General features: G+C 50.0%; 15 protein-coding genes. All 15 read left to right on the top strand.

The window, feature by feature from the left end; all coding sequences use genetic code 11:
- Window positions 1-464: 464 nt before the first annotated feature.
- The gene (locus tag gpAD87_RS00830; protein ID WP_064640687.1) at window positions 465-1,316 is read left to right on the top strand and encodes a GT-D fold domain-containing protein; all 852 of its coding nucleotides are present in this window, start codon (window positions 465-467) and stop codon (window positions 1,314-1,316) included.
- Window positions 1,317-1,380: 64 nt separating this feature from the next.
- Window positions 1,381-2,940, top strand: coding sequence for a glycosyltransferase family 2 protein (locus gpAD87_RS00835; RefSeq protein WP_082934959.1), 1,560 nt, complete (start codon window positions 1,381-1,383; stop codon window positions 2,938-2,940).
- 434 nt (window positions 2,941-3,374) lie between these two features.
- Window positions 3,375-3,650, top strand: coding sequence for a glutaredoxin family protein (locus gpAD87_RS00840; protein WP_064635748.1), 276 nt, complete (start codon window positions 3,375-3,377; stop codon window positions 3,648-3,650).
- 308 nt (window positions 3,651-3,958) lie between these two features.
- Window positions 3,959-5,299: an LLM class flavin-dependent oxidoreductase gene (locus gpAD87_RS00845; RefSeq protein ID WP_064635749.1), complete on the top strand. Its 1,341-nt coding sequence runs from the start codon at window positions 3,959-3,961 to the stop codon at window positions 5,297-5,299.
- A gap of 172 nt (window positions 5,300-5,471) precedes the next feature.
- Window positions 5,472-7,115 carry an ABC transporter substrate-binding protein gene (locus tag gpAD87_RS00850; protein WP_064635750.1) on the top strand — a complete coding sequence of 548 codons (1,644 nt, stop codon included), beginning with the start codon at window positions 5,472-5,474 and terminating at the stop codon, window positions 7,113-7,115.
- 42 nt (window positions 7,116-7,157) lie between these two features.
- The gene (locus tag gpAD87_RS00855; protein ID WP_064635751.1) at window positions 7,158-8,090 is read left to right on the top strand and encodes an ABC transporter permease; all 933 of its coding nucleotides are present in this window, start codon (window positions 7,158-7,160) and stop codon (window positions 8,088-8,090) included.
- A 55-nt stretch (window positions 8,091-8,145) separates the two neighbouring features.
- Window positions 8,146-9,063 carry an ABC transporter permease gene (locus gpAD87_RS00860; RefSeq protein WP_064635752.1) on the top strand — a complete coding sequence of 306 codons (918 nt, stop codon included), beginning with the start codon at window positions 8,146-8,148 and terminating at the stop codon, window positions 9,061-9,063.
- Window positions 9,064-9,087: 24 nt separating this feature from the next.
- Window positions 9,088-9,636, top strand: a complete 549-nt coding sequence (ssuE, locus tag gpAD87_RS00865; protein ID WP_064635753.1) for an NADPH-dependent FMN reductase — start codon at window positions 9,088-9,090, stop codon at window positions 9,634-9,636.
- Window positions 9,637-9,868: 232 nt separating this feature from the next.
- The gene (locus tag gpAD87_RS00870; RefSeq protein ID WP_063566647.1) at window positions 9,869-10,741 is read left to right on the top strand and encodes a LysR family transcriptional regulator; all 873 of its coding nucleotides are present in this window, start codon (window positions 9,869-9,871) and stop codon (window positions 10,739-10,741) included.
- Between the two features lie 68 nt (window positions 10,742-10,809).
- Window positions 10,810-11,871: an LLM class flavin-dependent oxidoreductase gene (locus gpAD87_RS00875; RefSeq protein ID WP_064635754.1), complete on the top strand. Its 1,062-nt coding sequence runs from the start codon at window positions 10,810-10,812 to the stop codon at window positions 11,869-11,871.
- A 167-nt stretch (window positions 11,872-12,038) separates the two neighbouring features.
- Window positions 12,039-13,199 (top strand): amidohydrolase, encoded by a 1,161-nt coding sequence (locus gpAD87_RS00880; protein ID WP_064640689.1) that lies wholly within the window; start codon window positions 12,039-12,041, stop codon window positions 13,197-13,199.
- 157 nt (window positions 13,200-13,356) lie between these two features.
- Window positions 13,357-13,644, top strand: coding sequence for a hypothetical protein (locus gpAD87_RS00885; protein ID WP_197521344.1), 288 nt, complete (start codon window positions 13,357-13,359; stop codon window positions 13,642-13,644).
- Between the two features lie 241 nt (window positions 13,645-13,885).
- On the top strand, window positions 13,886-14,719 hold the full coding sequence (locus tag gpAD87_RS00890; RefSeq protein ID WP_064635755.1) for a hypothetical protein: 834 nt from the start codon (window positions 13,886-13,888) through the stop codon (window positions 14,717-14,719).
- A 27-nt stretch (window positions 14,720-14,746) separates the two neighbouring features.
- Window positions 14,747-15,541 (top strand): nicotianamine synthase family protein, encoded by a 795-nt coding sequence (locus tag gpAD87_RS00895; protein ID WP_064635756.1) that lies wholly within the window; start codon window positions 14,747-14,749, stop codon window positions 15,539-15,541.
- A 30-nt stretch (window positions 15,542-15,571) separates the two neighbouring features.
- Complete coding sequence (locus gpAD87_RS00900; RefSeq protein WP_064635757.1) at window positions 15,572-16,873, top strand: opine metallophore biosynthesis dehydrogenase; 1,302 nt, start codon at window positions 15,572-15,574, stop codon at window positions 16,871-16,873.
- Window positions 16,874-16,889: the final 16 nt, after the last annotated feature.

A 16,889-nucleotide genomic window follows, 5' to 3' on the forward strand; every position in this document is an offset into this window, starting at 1 on the left:
AGCAGGGGAATGTGGAACTCGCAGGAATAGAGCGCAAGCTTCTTGCAGAACCGAAAGGCAAAGCCAGCGGGCGCACCGGTGCAAGACGTGGTAGTAGCGCAGGAGCACGAACCAAAACAGGGGCAAAAACAGCTGAAGGGCGAGGCAGTGCAGGCACCCGCGTAAAATCAGGCGAGCGTGCAGGCGTGAGCCGTGGCCGTAAAGGGGCGCGAGCCAAAAAGGGCAAGCGCGCAGCGGCAGGCCGCGGGCATGCTGCGCCGCGGGGCGGGCGGGCCGCAGGCGCCCGCGCCAAACAGCGCACGGCTGCGCAGCGTGCGCCCGGGCCAGCACCGCAAGCCAGCACGCCAAAGGCGCTGCCTGCCAGCGGTGCTGGCCCCGCCCCGCCGCAAGCGACACACCGACACGGTGGTGTCGCTCCCGCGGGGCGGGAAAGCGCTGCCGCGCATGCTGGCAGCACAAGGGCAATGGCGCCTGCGCAGCCGGCAGCAGCGCCCGAGAGCGGCTACGCCGAGGGCTTCCGCGACGGCGTGTTCACGGGCGGGGAGGCGCTGGTGGCGCAGCACATCCCGCCTGATCATATTCTGCCTGCCGTGGCGGCGGCAGATCTGATCGAGGCGGGATTCCGCCAATATGCGCCCACCCTAACCCGGCTGGCCAGCCCTCATGAGATGGCTGTCCATATCCAGGGGGCGCTGGATGCGCAGCGCCCCCTGTCTGTCGTTCGCCTCGGAGATGGCGAACTGCTGACCCTGGCAGCTGATACGGTGCTGCCAGGCGAGCAAGTGCAGGAGCTGGCACCGTTTCTGCCTTATGCAGGTGTGCCACGCTCCACCCCGGACATCCGCGCTGAGCTCGCGGAAGCCATTCGCGGCGCGGATTGGATCGGTGTCCCCATCTCGCGTGCGCCTACTTTTCAGGGACTTTTATTTCCAGTATTGCGCCATTTCGGCATTGACTGGTCCCGTCTGAATCTGACCAGTTCCACGATTAACTACAGCCTGCATCATTCGGGTCTGTTGTTGCCTGTAGTACAGGGGCGACGGGTGCTGCTGATTGGAAGCCAAGCTGCAGAGCTTGGGGCATTGTTGAACGGCCACGGGGTACAAGTGACAGGCATCATAGGTACAGTGGAGGGCGTTGCGGATATCCCGAGGGTGATGCAGCAAACTGCGGAGCATTCGTTCGATATCGCTCTTGTAGCAGCGGGAATTCCGGCCGTCATTCTATGCCGCCGAATCGCTGGTGAGCTGGGGCGGGTTGCCATAGATTTTGGACATTTGGCTGACAAATTGGTTACAGGAGAGCTTCATCTCTAATGGACGGTCTGGTGCGACGTTCATCGTAACGTGCATCCAGACGAGGGGAAATGGAGGAAGCAACATGAGCACATCAGGCAGAAGTTCAAGACAGCGGAAAGCATCGCAATCCGAAACCGTTGTTTTGCATGCAGCTCGAAGCCGGAGTGGAGGGAAGATGAGACGCCAAGGCTCAGGTAAACGGGCAGCCAAGAACGCAAAACTGTATAAGCAGGGCTACCATAGAGGCTATGATGAGGGCGTACGGCAGGGGGAAAGCTCATTCGGGCTGGTATTCGAAGGCGTAAGCATTATTATTCCGACGTATAACCAGCGCGAATATGTTCTGCAATGTGTGTCCAGTATTGAAAAGCATACACCGGCCCCCTTTGAAATTATTGTTGTGGATAACGCATCCAAGGATGGCACGGCGGAAGCCATGCTTCGCAAAGGTGGCATGGTAAGGGTCGCTGCACTCGATAAGAATCGTGGTTTTGCCGGCGGTGTCAATCATGGACTGATGATGGCGAGGGGGCGACATATCGTCGTGCTGAACAACGATACACTGGTCACCCCGGGCTGGCTGGAAAACATGATGACCTGTCTTGACAGTCATCCCGAGATGGGAGTTGTGGGTCCGGTTACGAATTACATCGGCGGAGATCAGCAGATTGAAGTCCCGTACAGTGATGTGGAGGACATGTGGTCTTTTGCTGCCCGACATAATCGTCCGGATACCACGAAACATCAGGAGACCGAAAGACTGGTCGGATTTTGCTGGCTGTTCTCACGGGAATTGCTGGAGCGGGTAGGTTATCTTGATGAAGGTTACGCTGTGGGCAATTTTGAAGATGACGACTGGATCATCCGGGCGAAGCTGGCGGGATACAGGCTGGGGGTAGCCGGGGATGCCTTCATACATCACTACGGAAGTGTTAGCATGAAGGCGCTGGGAGAACAGGATTATGAAGTCGTGAATAAGGATAACGAACAGTTTTATACTCAAAAATGGGGAGATCCCCATGCGTTGGTTGCCGATACTTCCCGGCTCTCGCTGCGTGCCAAGGTGTCGACCAGTCAGCAGGAGAACAAGACGCCCCTGGGCAAGACAGACACCCCTGACCTGCGACAGCGCATTTCCACTAAGGGCAGCAGCGATGTAACTCATAAGCTGAGACGCAGTACGGACTTTTACCCGGAGGGTTGTTTCATCTCTGATATCAAGGGCGATGTTTATCGACTGATGCGTGGACAGCGACGTAAGCTGAATATCCCGGTTCCACGCGGCATTTCTCCTGTTTTGGTTTCGAAACCGGATCTGCTCGGCGTACCCGCAGGTGAGCCGCTGGTATCTGCGGGTGAGGTACAGGGCTGGCCCCTGGAAAGAAGTCATGTTCATGCCCAACCCGTTCAGAGCAACCGGGATGCGCTGGAGGAAGGCATGATTGTGGCCGCGACGAATGAAAGGGATACATGGTACCAGATTAGTGGCAATAAACGCAGGAGGTTTGCAACCCCTTATGCTGCGGAACGGTGGGGGGTGCAATTCGGGCATATTGTTCATGTATCTGCGAACCAATTGCGTACGATCGAAGAAGGCTGGCCCATTATTGCTCCTCCTCAGCTCTTGAACGAAGATTTGTAATGACCGGGTTCGGCTGCCTTGTATATCGGCACGACAGCTTGATGCGGAATGTGATGTACAGCGTATCGTATTGCTATACATCTATCCGCATCCGAACTGTACATATATCACGAATCACGAAATGTAACGATAGAGAGATTAGCAAATTACTTTTACAAGAGCATTTTGTATAAACTCCCAGAGCGTCTTCCGAACATTTTTAACATGGTTAGGGATGCGTTTAAGGGATAATGGGGGCTCTTGCAGAGCTCTTTTCAAATTTAAAATTTAATCTTTCTATCCTCTTATAGGTTTATTCTATTGGCAGATCCATTGACGCTTGAAGAGGTGAGGAGTACATTTATAGCCATAATTCTTATTTAACAGATAGGAATTAATGGTCTGGGTGGTGATCCATCCCTGATCTGACAATGAATCAATCAGGAGGTATGCCGATGTCTTCTACATCGAAAAAAGTAGTGCTCTGGAGCAAAACAGGCTGTCATTTCTGCGGGGAGGTTAAGGCGTTCCTAACGGCCCGCAACCAGCCTTTTGAGAACATTGAAGTGCAAGGCAACGATGTGCTGAGGGACGTGCTTGAAGCTAAATATGGCATTCGACATGTACCTGTCATTGAGGTGGGTGGAGACGGCAAGTATGAAGCATTGCTGGAGCCCGATCTGGAGAAACTGGTGGAACTTCTCGCCCAGCCCGATGAAGCAGCAGTCTGACCGGACGTGGCGGATCTCTTGATAAAGCAGTTTCCGGCTGCTAAAGGCTGACATATCAGTGTGCAGCAGTCGGGGACTTTTATAAGCTCTAATCCATCCTCTTATTCAGATATCCAATCCTTATATAGAAAAGTTCTATAAGCAACGCTGTTGACCGATGTGCGGGGCAGTGATAAGATTTGTGAAATTAAAGCTGACCAAACTCATAGGAATAGTTAACTTTTGAATTTTCTTCATTCGTAATCCATATCAGATCGGACTTTAGAAATTTCTTGATATATCCTAATCCAAGGAAGGCGGAATGTAATATGACGGCTCAGCGCAGTTTGAAATTTGGAGCGATTGTCCACGGTGTCGGAGGTAGCATGACGACTTGGAGACACCCGGAGATTCAATCGGATGCCAGTGTGAATTTTGAATTTTACAAACGCCAAACGTTGAAGGCAGAAGAAGGCAAATTCGATCTCGTTTTTATCGCTGACGGTCTTTATATTACCGAGAAATCCATACCTCACTTCTTGAATCGATTTGAGCCAATCAGCTTGTTGTCCGCCCTGGCCGCCATTACGTCACGAATCGGTCTGGTTGGAACACTTTCCACCTCCTATAGTGATCCATTCACAGTTGCCAGACAGTTCGGTTCCCTTGATCTGATCAGTAATGGCCGCGCTGGTTGGAACGTGGTTACATCCCCGCTTGAAGGCTCAGCCAAAAACTACAGTAAAAGCAACCATCCTACCCACCCGGAACGTTACCGGATTGCAACCGAATATTTGCAGGTGACTAAGGGCTTGTGGGATTCGTGGGAAGACGATGCTTTTGTAAGAGACAAAGAAAGCGGCGTTTTCTTCGATCCATCCAAGCTACACACACTCAATCATGAAGGAGAGTTCTTCTCCGTACAGGGTCCACTTAACATTGCACGTTCAAAGCAGGGGCAGCCGGTTATTTTCCAGGCAGGTTCTTCAGAAGATGGCAAGACCCTTGCTGCCAAAGAAGCGGATGCTGTTTTTACAGGACATGATTCAATTGAGGATGCACAGGCCTTCTACAAAGATGTCAAAACCCGCGCAACAACCTACGGACGTTCCACACAGGATATCGTCATTTTGCCAGGGATCAATCCAATCATTGGACGGACAGAAGAAGAAGCAGAACAGAAATATCAGGAGATTGCCAGCCTGGTCACTATCGATAAAGCGCTGGACTACCTGGGACGTTTCTTCGAGCATCATGACTTCTCCCAATATCCGCTGGATGAACCATTCCCTGAATTGAATGGCATTGGAAGCAACAGTTTCCGCAGTGGTACGGACAAAATCAAGCGGGATGCCAAAGAGCAAGGGTTGACGCTGCGTGAAGTAGCCCTGCGTGCAGCTACACCGAAGAGCAAATTCCTTGGCACACCGGAGCAGGTGGCTGACAAGATCCAGGAATGGTTTGAAGCCGAAGCGGCGGATGGATTCATTATTCATTCCGAACTACCAAGTGGATTGGCCGATTTTGTGGAACTGGTTGTTCCGATTCTGCAAGAGCGCGGCATCTATCGCACCGAATACGAGCATGACACATTGCGTGGCAATCTCGGTGTGCAAATTCCCGTGAATCGTTACACGGCTGCTCGGGAGCAAGTTGGAACCGAGGCTTAAGAAACTGTAGTCTAGGAATGAGGTATCCGGATGAAATATTCGGATTGCATATGCGGAAGGTGCCGAATGATGACCTAAAACCAAGTTAACGGATAGGTTATGTTGATAAAAAATCTATAATTCATTAATTCAATGAATCAATGACACCTGTATACACAGAGGGGGAAGCTATATGAACAGGTCTATCTCATGGATGAAATATATGGCATTGGCGGCAGTATTGGTGCTGGTATTATCCGGTTGCGGAGCGGCAGGTAACTCGAACGGTGCAGTTCAGGCTTCTGGTGGGGAGCAGGCGGCTGGGCAAGCAGAAGGGGGAAACCTGACCTACGCACTCGCCACATCGCCGGATACGCTGGACCCGCATCGCAGTGGCCTTGCCGTAACTGTACGTGCGATCCGAACGATCTATGACAATCTGGTGGTACAGTTGCCGGATGGTTCCATCAAACCTTGGCTTGCCAAGGAGTGGAGTGTATCGGAGGATGGCAAAAGTTATACGTTTAAACTGCGTGAAGATGTGAAGTTCCATGATGGCACACCATTTAACGCGGAAGCCGTGAAGTTCAATCTGGATCGGGTGATCGATCCGGCTACCAAGGCCGCCAATTCCCTTGCCCTGATTAGACCTTATAGCTCCTCGGAGGTCATTGATGAATACACCATTAAGGTGAATCTGGAACAACCTTCGCAAGCTTTTCTCGGTAACTTGAGTCAGGCCCTGCTGGGAATCGTATCACCTGCAGCAGCCAAGAAATATGGGGATCAACTGGGTAAAAATCCGGTGGGGACCGGTCCGTATACCTTTGTGAAATGGGATGAAAATGCGGATATCGTTGTCGCCAAGAACAAGGATTACAACTGGGCTCCCGCAACCGTTGAAAATGAAGGTGCCCCTCACATTGATACGATTACATTCAAAATTGTACCGGAAGAAGCAACACGCATCGGCAGTGTACAGAGTAAGCAGGTACTCGCCGCCGAGACCGTTCCGCCGCAAAATATTGCTGCGTTGAAGAACGATCCGAACCAGCAATTGCTGCAGGCCAATACCGTTGGTTTGCCATATACGCTCTTCTTCAATCTGCGCAAAGCGCCTTGGGATGATGTGAAAGTCAGACAGGCGGTGCAATCTGCAGTTGATGTGGAATCCATCGTGAAGACATTGTATCTGGGCAACTACGAACGAGCTTGGTCTGCACTGTCTCCGGGAATCCTCGGTTATAATGCTTCTCTTGAAGGAAGTATCAATCCTGATATCAACAAGGCGAATCAGCTGCTTGATGAGCAAGGTTGGATCAAGGGAGCAGATGGCATTCGTGAAAAAGATGGCAAGAAGCTGACCCTGCATTATGTGGATGGTTCGCCGAACCGGGAGAAGCGTAACGACATTGCAGCGATTATTCAGCAGCAGCTCAAGCAGGTGGGTATCGCTGTTGAGGTTGAAATTACGAAGGACGTTGCAACTGTCATCTATCAGAACTGGGATTATGATCTCTATGGCAACAGCCAGGTCAATTCTGATCCGAATGCGCTCTATGCCTTCTATCATACGAGTGCAGAAGGTGAACGTCCGACCTTATCCGGTTTATCTGATCCGAAAATCGATAAACTGCTCGAACAGGGAGCGGTGGAGAATGATCCGGATAAACGTGTGGATATCTATAATCAGATTCAGCAATATCTGATCGAGCAGGCTGTAATTTTGCCTATCTATGTGTTCCCTTATACGGTGGCTGCATCCAAATCGGTACAGGGTATCAAGTTTGATTCACTCGGTTATCCGTTGTTCAACGATGTTCGGATTCAGCCATAATACGAAACGTCAATTATGCAGACAGGAAGGAGACGACCCGGTATGGTTCAAACGATACTGACAAGACTTGCTACATCGCTTCTGGTTATTTTGGGAGCTTCGGTGTTGGTGTACTGCATCATGTATCTGCTGCCGGGTGATCCGGTCCTGCTTATGCTGGACCCGTCATCGGCAACACCCGAGATGATTCAGAACCTGCGGGTTCAGCTGGGTCTGGATCAGCCGTTTTACATCCAGTTTGCCAACTATTTCGGAGACATGTTGCGCGGCGATTTCGGCAAATCAATGATCAATTCCGACCCGGTGCTGCCCAAAATACTCGAACATTTCCCTGCCACACTGGCGCTGACCGCGCTCAGCTCAATCATAGCGATAACCATTGGTATTACGCTCGGCGTATTGTCTGCCATTCATCGTAATGGCGTGATTGATTTCATCGCCCGGCTCGTTGGATTGTTTGGCATCTCCATGCCGACCTTCTGGACCGGCATTCTGTTGATCCTGTTGTTCTCGGTTCAGCTCGGCTGGTTCCCGGCGATGGGCTCCGACGGATTCAGTTCATTGGTGCTTCCTGCTGCAACACTAGGCCTCGTCGGTGCGGGTTTCATCGTACGTATGGTGCGTAACAGCATGCTGGAAGTGGTAAACGAGCCGTTTATCGTAGCATTGCGAGCAAAAGGTCTTTCACAGCGAACCATCATGTACGGTCACGCGCTGCGTAATGCGCTGATTCCTGCGGTGACGGTCATCGGCATGTTGATTGGTGATCTGCTTGCAGGAACCGTCGTGGTGGAGACGGTCTTTTCCAGACAGGGCATAGGCAGAATCATCGCGGATGCGTTGATGGCCAAAGACCTGCCTGTTGTGCAGGGCGTAGTCTTTTTCACAGCAATTATCTATGTCGTGTTGAATTTACTGGTGGATATCTCTTATGTGTACATTGATCCCAGAGTTAGGCGTGCAGTCCGAACGTGAGGACGGATGGAACAGTCTGAAACATCTGAACGCATAGTGAGGAAGGAGGAGTCTTATGAGCATGAAACCATTGGTGGGTGACGAAAAAGGTTGGACGGCCAGAACAGGGCGTTTACGCCTCTGGAGTCGCCGTCCCCTGCGTCACCGCGTCTCATTCGCGGTATCCCGTTTATTCTTTTATGCAGCTTTGCTGGTCGTGGTGTTTACCGTCACTTGTGCAATCGTGCCGGGATGGATTGCTCCTTATGATCCAACTCAGATGATGACGGATGCCATCCTGCAGGCTCCCTCTGCTGCGCACCTGTTTGGGACCGATTATTTTGGCAGGGATATCTTCAGTGTGGTTGTGCATGGAAGCAGAGATTCACTGCTGATTGGATTTGCCTCGGTGCTGGTGGGTGGTATTGTGGGCAGTGCCCTTGGCATTATTGCCGGCTATGCAGGAGGTGTTTTGGATACCATCACCATGCGGGCCGTCGATATTCTGATGGCTGTTCCAGGCGTTTTACTGGCATTGTCCGTCGCGGCAGCGTTGGGGCCTGGACTACTAAACATTGCACTGGCTGTTGCGGTATCCTCCATTCCGGGGTATGCGCGGGTGATGCGTGGGCAGGTCATTTCCGTTAAGGGTTTGCCTTTTATTACAGCTACACGTTCACTTGGTGGCTCCAATGCCCGTATTTTCTGGAAGCATGTACTGCCTCATTCCTTATCACCGTTGCTGGTTATGGCGACGCTGGGCGTTGGTACATCCATTCTTACAGGCTCCGGGCTCAGCTTTCTCGGACTTGGTGTGTTGAAGGAAATTCCCGACTGGGGAGCTTTGCTCTCGCAAGGGAGAGGTTATCTGACGGTTGCCTGGTGGATCTGTACCTTCCCGGGGCTCGCGATTACTATGTTTGTGCTGGCGGTTAATCTGATTGGAGACGATATTCGCGATCGGTTGGACCCCAAAGTAAATGGAGCGGCTTGACCGCTATTCCAAGGAGGAATCATGATGTCAAATGTCGTTATTATTGCCGGATCGCCTTCCAAACGTTCGCGCCTGACAGGCCTTACGGATTACAGCAGCAATAAATTAAAAGAGGCGGGTATTACCGTTGAAGTGATTCATGTGGCCGACCTGCCAGCGGAAGATTTGGTGCAGGCCAAGTTCGATAGCTCATTCATTCGGGATGCGCTCGCTGTTGTTGAAGCCGCGGATGCAGTCATCGTGGCAACACCGGTATACAAAGCATCATACTCTGGCGTGCTGAAGCTGTTCCTGGATCTGATTCCACAGGAAGGACTGCGGGGCAAGCTGGCTCTTCCATTAGTCATCGGCGGCTCGATTGCCCATCTGCTCGCCATCGATTATGCATTGAAGCCTGTTCTGGCAGCACTTGGCGGAAGACATATTCTTGGTGGAGTATACGCAGTTGATCAGGGAATTGATCGACTTGATGACGGGAAATATGTGCTTTCGGCGGACATTACTACAAGATTGGATCGTTCCCTGGAAGAATTGATATTGACTCTGGAAAAGAATGGTATTACGATATCATAAAACCAAGTAAATTCATTGGATAAATAGATATAGAAATTGAACTACACATTTACACAAGAACGTAGAGGACAGAAAAAACCTAAAGAAGCGGAGCGTTCGCCTTTATCCCCGGATTTTCCCCTTTAAAAAGGAACGAAAAAAATCTGGGGATAACAGCGATCGGAAGGTTGTTCTGTCATCGGAGTGGCAAGTGTAAATCTTCTTCGTTCAATTTGTAATTCGGGGGGCGCTTATGAATATTGAGAACATTGAAGCATTTGTATACATCAATCATTACGGAAGCTTCAATAAGGCTGCCGAGGTACTCTTTTTGTCCCAACCTTCTGTCACCGCTCGTATTCAGTCCCTTGAACGTGAACTCGGCTGCAAATTGTTTGACCGTCTTGGCAAACAGATTGTGCTCACGGAAGAGGGGAGAAAGTTCCTTCCCTACGCCCAGCAGGTGCTGCAAGTGATTCAGAAGGGCAGACAGAAAATACAGCAACGCCGTACGACGCCCGATGCACTTCGACTCGGCAGTACGGTATCCGTATCTAACTATGTCATTCCCGACTTTCTGCCCAAAATCAAGGAAGCTTACCCTGAGGTGAACATCAAACTGACTACAGCGACGACGGACCAACTCGTCGCCAAGCTGCTGGGTCAGGAAATCGATCTTGCTTTTGTGCGGAAGGTCATGCATCCTGCGATCCGTACGGTTGCTTTTTATGAAGATCCAATTCAGCTATACGTGTACAAAGGCCATCCATTTATTGAACGCGGGCATGTCAGCATGGAGGCGATCAGGAATGAGCAGCTGGTCTTTTTTGAATGTGGTTCACTGGACTGGCTGCGCATTCACCGGGCCTTTGACTCGCTGGAACACCCGCCGGATATTACATATCACGTTGATAATTCGGAAACGGCGAAGAAGCTGGTCAAGCAAGGAGCAGGTATTGCGTTTCTCCCAGGTCTGACAGTGCAAAAGGAAGTGCAGGATCAGGAACTGTTCCCCATTCAGGTACATGAGGTTGCAGGTGTATCGTTGCAGATCAGCGTCGTTACGTTAAAAGAAGAACATTCGCCTTTTGCAGAGCCATTCGGGGAACTGCTGCGGCAGCTATAGAGACTTATTAACGAAGTAAGAACGGATTTAAAACGTCAGGTTCGGCATGATCGAAGGAGGAGAATATGATGGGTATTCGTGTTGGCATATTGGATCAAACCCCGATCTATGAAGGGGAGACGCCGATTGATGCTTTTCGGCATACGATTGAATTGGTACAGCGGGCTGAACAGCTTGGATTTCATCGTTTCTGGGTATCGGAACATCATGATTCAGGTCATGTTGCGGGCTCCTCACCCGAGGTACTCATTTCCCACTTGCTGGCGCATACGGAGCGGATTCGTCTCGGTTCTGGCGGGGTGATGCTGCAACATTATAGTCCTTACAAAGTGGCCGAGAACTTCAATGTGCTTTCTGCGCTTGGCCCGGGGAGAATTGATCTGGGTATTGGACGTGCACCGGGAGGATTGCCTCGCTCCACGCAGGCACTACAGCAAGGGATTCAGGAGGCCGCTTCACTGAAAGAGAAAATCAATCAGGTGAAGCAGTTCATTCATAATGAACCGCATGAAGACGAAACACATCCTTTGGCCGGCTTGAGCGCTGCGCCGGTATCTGAAATCCCGGCCGAGCTCTACGTGCTTGGGGCAAGTATCGATAGTGCAGGCATGGCGGCAGAACTGGGATTGCCTTATGTATTTTCATTGTTTATTAATAGCAACACGGAGGTTGCTCTGGAGGCTCTGCGAACTTACAGGGAACAATTCGACCGCTCACATGGACGGGAGCCATATGCCATCCTCGCCATATCATTGATTGTTGCGGAGAGTGCGGAAGAAGCCGAAGGACTGGCAAGTGAACATATGCTGGTCAAGATCCATCTGGAGAATGGCAAGGTATTGACGGTTGGTTCCGTTGAGCAGGCGGAAGAATTCGGACGGCAGTCAAACGAGAAGTATCGGATTGAAATTCTGGAGCCGAGTGTGACGAGAGGTACGAAGGAAACGGTTGGTTCGGCTCTGGCGAAGTTCCAGCAGGATTTTGCCGTGGATGAACTGATAGTTACTACAGCCACACGTGATTTTGCCAAGCGCATTCGTTCATTTGAATTATTGCGGGAGGCGCTGGATGAACAGGGGCTGGGCGAATTTGCGAATGAGTCGACACCTGCGCAAGCTGTGATCGGTTAGGCACATACATGGTATAGAGCATACCTGTTGAAGTGAAGTGACCCGTGTATTATATTAATCCATCTTACATGGCACATACGATGATAAAAGGAGGCAATATCGTGAGCAGTGATCTGAAACAGCCTGAGCAACAGGCAGAGCAAGAAGAACAGAGCCGCAAGCATGAAATTTACGTTGGGCAGGATGAAGGATTCGCAGAGCACTTAACCGCGATTCGGCGACATTTGCATCGTAACCCCGAGCTATCCGGAGAGGAACGGGAAACGACAGAAGCCATTCGAGGCTGGTTGGTGGAGGAAGGGGTACGGATTGCAGATGAATATTCGCTGCGAACAGGCCTTATCGCTGAAATTGGGCAGGGCAATGGCCCGGTAGTGGCCTTACGCGCAGATATTGATGCCCTGCCGATCCAGGAAGAAACGAAGCTGGAGTATGCCTCGCAAATCGCTGGCCGAATGCACGCCTGCGGTCATGATGCACACACCGCCATTCTGATCGGTGCTGCACGATTGTTGAAACAGCGAGAGTCCCGGCTGCCGGGCAAGGTTCGTTTGATTTTCCAGCCTTCGGAGGAGAAGGCGACGGGGGCACGGCAGGTTATTCAGAGCGGAGCGCTATCCGAAGTTCAGTCTATTTTTGGGTTGCATAACAAGCCGGATCTGCAGGTCGGTACGGTAGGTATCCGTGAAGGGGCGCTGCTTGCAGCGGCAGATGGTTTTGTGGTTAAAGTGGAGGGTGTCGGAACCCATGCGGCAGTGCCGGAAGCGGGCATTGATCCGATTGTGGTTGCCTCTCATATTGTGACTGCATTACAGGCTATCGTGAGTCGTAATGTCGGAGCACAGGAGAGCGCCGTGATCAGTGTGACCAAAATTAATAGCGGCACCGCCTGGAACGTCATTCCCGAAGAAGCCATATTGGACGGCACCGTGCGTACCTTTGACGAGAAGGTGCGTGCCCGGATTCGCGAGCGTTTCAATCAGGTAGTTTCCGGTGTCGCAGCAGCCTATGGGACACGGGCTACCGTGCGCTGGATTCAGGGACCACCTGCCGTCGTCAATGATGCTTCATTGGCTGCTGCGGCTGAGCAGGTCGTGAGCGAGGTTGGACTGAATAGTATCCGACCGATACCCTCCCCGGCTGGGGAAGATTTTTCCTTTTACCAAAAGGAGGTTCCGGGTCTGTTCCTCTTCCTCGGAACGTCAGGTCCGCACGAATGGCATCATCCTGCATTCGATGTGGACGAACGGGCACTGCCGCTTGGCGCACATCTTCTGGCAGCGCTAGCTGAAGAGTCACTGCAAAAATTGCAGTTAAATGGAGAATAAGCGATAACTGCTATGTAAATGCGCGAATAATGAATAATTAATAAGATAATATGCTAATACAATAGCGAATGGACGCAAAAAACGGTGACCTCAATCAGGTGACCGGTTTTTGTTGTTTCCGTATTTTTAATTTAGTAGTTGTGGTTCAGCTGAACCGTTGGTTGCACTGGGGGATACCACTGTTCTGGATGAAGTGCTCAGTTCATTGGATGTTTCCGTTCAGGCTCAGATTCTGGAATTGCTTCGTTCTCTTCAGCATGAAATGAACATGACCTATCTCTTTGTTGCACATGATCTTCAGGCCGTGGCGAATCTGTGTGATCGGGTACTTTTTCTGTATCGGGGAACGATCGTGGAGGAGCTTGAACGGAATAGTCTCTCGGATGCCAAGAATGAGTATGCAAAAGCTTTGCTGGCATCCGTTATGCCTTTTAATCGTGGCTGATGTATCTCTAATTGCAAAAGTTGGGCTAAATAGGTTTGACGCAAATACGTCAGCTCTGTTCCCGTTTGCGCATAAAATTACAGTCAAAATATCCTCATTTGATATGGAAATATTTGTTGACGCTCCCAAGTGGGATGTGCTATATTTTTCTCGACCTTTAATCGTAATTATTACTATTAAATAATTATAGCTAAGTGAGTTCAGGCTTAATTCCATCACAAGAATAGGAGTAGCGGCTGCGATGAAACAGGAGATTGATTTTATCAAGTTTAATCCCACACAAAATATGACGGTTCTGGTGAAGACGATTCATCCAGCAGAGACATATCCACACATCGCCGCCCAAATTATGTCCTATGACAACGTATATGCAGAACAAGTGGGGTTCATTGGCGGAGCGATAAAACGGGAGGCCGCTGCCCATTTGGAAATGGCCGGTGGGGAGTTCTGCGGGAATGCGTGCATGGCCTTGGCTGCGTATATCGCATCCGAGAACGAGTTTATATCCACCGATTTCAGAGAAATCGTCTTGGAGGTTTCCGGGACAGATCAATTAATCAGATGTCAGGTGAAGCAGCAGCAGAATGAATATTTTTGCCAAGTCACGATGCCCTTGCCTGAGCAGATTGAACAACGAACCATCAAATATGAGGGAATCGATATGGATATGGTGATCGTGCGGTATCGGGAGTTCATCCATATCGTCATCGAAGTGGAAGCGTTTGATGAAACGATGAGAAAGAGGGCTCAAGCGCTGGCGCGATTATTAGGCTTAACCTTGGGAGATAAGCTGATTGGCATTTTATTATACAAATCCCAATCGGAGGAGCTGGCACCGCTCATATTTGTCCCACAGCTGGATAGTCTGATCTGGGAAAGAGGGTGCGGTTCAGGTACAGCCTCGGTGGGAGCCTATCTGGCATGGAGCAGGCAAAAGGAAATCGTTCAGCATATCAAGCAGCCTGGTGGTGCGATTAAAGTGATGGCTGAGTGGAATGGAGCAGAGGTTAAACGAATTACGATCGAAGGATCGGTTGGAATCGTGGCCCAGGGCAAAGCATTTATAGATGCATGACCATGACGAGATATAGGAGGAAGAGGAATGGAGACATTGATTGATTTTCAAACAAGCTTGAGTGAATTTTCTGAGAAATTCGATGAGCTGGCAGGTAGATATGATCATACAGTTCAGCATAGCTCAGAGCTGGAGGCTTTAATTGATGACTATTCCACGTTTATAACGGACAAGCAAAATGAACAAATCTGGAAACAACTCGCTCAAGAGGAATCAGGTAGCATGCACCAGCTTGTCCATGATCTGCGAGATAAATCTGCACGGTGTGTGGCGGTCATGGAGAAATATCGGGCATTGAAGCTGCAAGACGGAGATGTGGAAATCGCGGATTATTTCAGAAACATAGAAGAATGTATTGAAAAAGAGTTTGGCGGCTTTCATGTCACCTCGGACTCCAAAGTGCTGCTGGTAGGCTCCGGGTCATTTCCCATGACGCCTTTGTTTATTGCCAAGCGAACAGGGGCAGAGGTGGTTGGCATCGATATTGATGCAGAAGCTATTACACTCGGGCAGCAGGTTGTGGAGAAGCTGGGTGCGGGCTTGAACATCCGTTTGGAGCAAACATTGGTGCAGGACCTTGCTTTTACGAGAAAAGCAACACATATCATTTTCAGTTCCACGGTTGCGAATAAGTATGATCTGCTCGATCAATTGCACGCATTGACGAATGCAGATGTGGTGGTGGCGATGAGGTACGGTAACCAGTTAAAGTCGTTGTTTAACTATCCGATGAGAGAGACCAACAGCAGCAAGTGGAAAATGGTCGACAATATTCTGCGTCCGGATGATGTGTTTGATATTGCATTATACCAAAAAGCATAGCTCGCTAGAGCTTGGGAAAGAGAGGTCCATATGAGCGGATTTCAACGAGTGCTGTTGCTTGGAACAGGCCCTGCATCCATTCAGCTGGCAGTATCGCTCAAAAAGCAATTCAATTGCACCGTAGGCATAGCGGGAAGAGAATCGGTGCGCTCAGAATCTTTTTATGAAGCAGTTCGGCAAAGTGACGGATTCATTGGAGCAAGCATTCAAAATGAAAAGCATCGACCGTTGGCAGGTGAATGCTTCGTCGATCAGGTGTTTAAGGGATACGAGACCATTGAAGGCGAATGGGATACGCTCATTGTCGCTGTGACAACGGATGCTTATGTCGATGTATTGAAGCAAATGAAGAATAACTTCATCAAACAAGTGAAATACATTATTTTGGTCTCTCCAACCTTTGGCTCCAACATGCTGGTAAGCCATTATATGAAGCAGCTGCATGCGGATACGGAAGTGATCAGTTTCTCTACCTATTTGGGGGATACCCGATGGATGACTGACCAACCGTCCAACCATGTCATTACAACTGGAGTCAAGAAAAAGGTCTATATCGGTTCTACTTCATCTCCTTCTGAACATGTGGACGGACTTTGTAGGATGTACGAGCAATTGGGCATTGCGCTGGAAGTTATGCCATCTGCACTCGAGGCGGAAACGAGAAATATTTCTTTATATGTGCACCCGCCATTATTCATGAATGACTTTTCATTGGATGCTATCTTTGGAGCGTCAGACACTCGGAAATATGTATATAAAATCTACCCCGAAGGTCCTGTAACCCAATATTTGATTCGGGACATACGGACACTGTGGAACGAAATGATGACGATCACGGATAGGCTCCGTATCCAGGGTGTCAATCTACTTCAATTCATGACGGATGATAATTATCCGGTACGATTGGAGAGTTTATCACGCCACGATATAGAGAATTTCAATCATTTGCAGGACATTCATCAAGAGTACTTATTATACATACGGTACACCTCGTTGTTGATTGACCCCTTTTCGGAGCCCAACCCGCAGGGCAAGTATTTTGACTTTTCGGCTGTACCCTTCAGGAAGATGTTTGTCAATCAGGATGGAGCGTTGGACATTCCCAGAATGCCCAAGGAGGATTATTATCGCATCAAAATCATTCAGGGCATTGCGAGACATTTGCAGGTAAGCTGCCCAACCATCGATTTGTTTATTGAAACTTATGAGGCGAAGATTCAAGAAGTCGCTCGCACTCACCCGGATCAGGATCTATCCGATGCATTTGTCGTTCAAACCTTCAATGAAGATATTCGGATGATCTGCACAGGGCTGGCGAATAGCAAGGTTTAATTATATCTTCTCTAGG

The organism is Paenibacillus sp. AD87, from assembly GCF_001659845.1.
In the GTDB taxonomy this organism is placed as follows: Bacteria; Bacillota; Bacilli; order Paenibacillales; family Paenibacillaceae; genus Paenibacillus; species Paenibacillus marchantiae.

What these genes read in the sequence shown, in the direction of transcription:
- gpAD87_RS00890 (WP_064635755.1), top strand. Translation starts at nt 13,886, where the DNA reads ATGAAACAGGAGATTGATTTTATCAAGTTTAATCCCACACAAAATATG.
- gpAD87_RS00830 (WP_064640687.1), top strand. Translation starts at nt 465, where the DNA reads ATGGCGCCTGCGCAGCCGGCAGCAGCGCCCGAGAGCGGCTACGCCGAG.
- gpAD87_RS00855 (WP_064635751.1), top strand. Translation starts at nt 7,158, where the DNA reads ATGGTTCAAACGATACTGACAAGACTTGCTACATCGCTTCTGGTTATT.
- gpAD87_RS00870 (WP_063566647.1), top strand. Translation starts at nt 9,869, where the DNA reads ATGAATATTGAGAACATTGAAGCATTTGTATACATCAATCATTACGGA.
- gpAD87_RS00860 (WP_064635752.1), top strand. Translation starts at nt 8,146, where the DNA reads ATGAGCATGAAACCATTGGTGGGTGACGAAAAAGGTTGGACGGCCAGA.
- gpAD87_RS00900 (WP_064635757.1), top strand. Translation starts at nt 15,572, where the DNA reads ATGAGCGGATTTCAACGAGTGCTGTTGCTTGGAACAGGCCCTGCATCC.
- gpAD87_RS00840 (WP_064635748.1), top strand. Translation starts at nt 3,375, where the DNA reads ATGTCTTCTACATCGAAAAAAGTAGTGCTCTGGAGCAAAACAGGCTGT.
- gpAD87_RS00845 (WP_064635749.1), top strand. Translation starts at nt 3,959, where the DNA reads ATGACGGCTCAGCGCAGTTTGAAATTTGGAGCGATTGTCCACGGTGTC.
- ssuE (WP_064635753.1), top strand. Translation starts at nt 9,088, where the DNA reads ATGTCAAATGTCGTTATTATTGCCGGATCGCCTTCCAAACGTTCGCGC.
- gpAD87_RS00835 (WP_082934959.1), top strand. Translation starts at nt 1,381, where the DNA reads ATGAGCACATCAGGCAGAAGTTCAAGACAGCGGAAAGCATCGCAATCC.
- gpAD87_RS00875 (WP_064635754.1), top strand. Translation starts at nt 10,810, where the DNA reads ATGGGTATTCGTGTTGGCATATTGGATCAAACCCCGATCTATGAAGGG.
- gpAD87_RS00895 (WP_064635756.1), top strand. Translation starts at nt 14,747, where the DNA reads ATGGAGACATTGATTGATTTTCAAACAAGCTTGAGTGAATTTTCTGAG.
- gpAD87_RS00850 (WP_064635750.1), top strand. Translation starts at nt 5,472, where the DNA reads ATGAACAGGTCTATCTCATGGATGAAATATATGGCATTGGCGGCAGTA.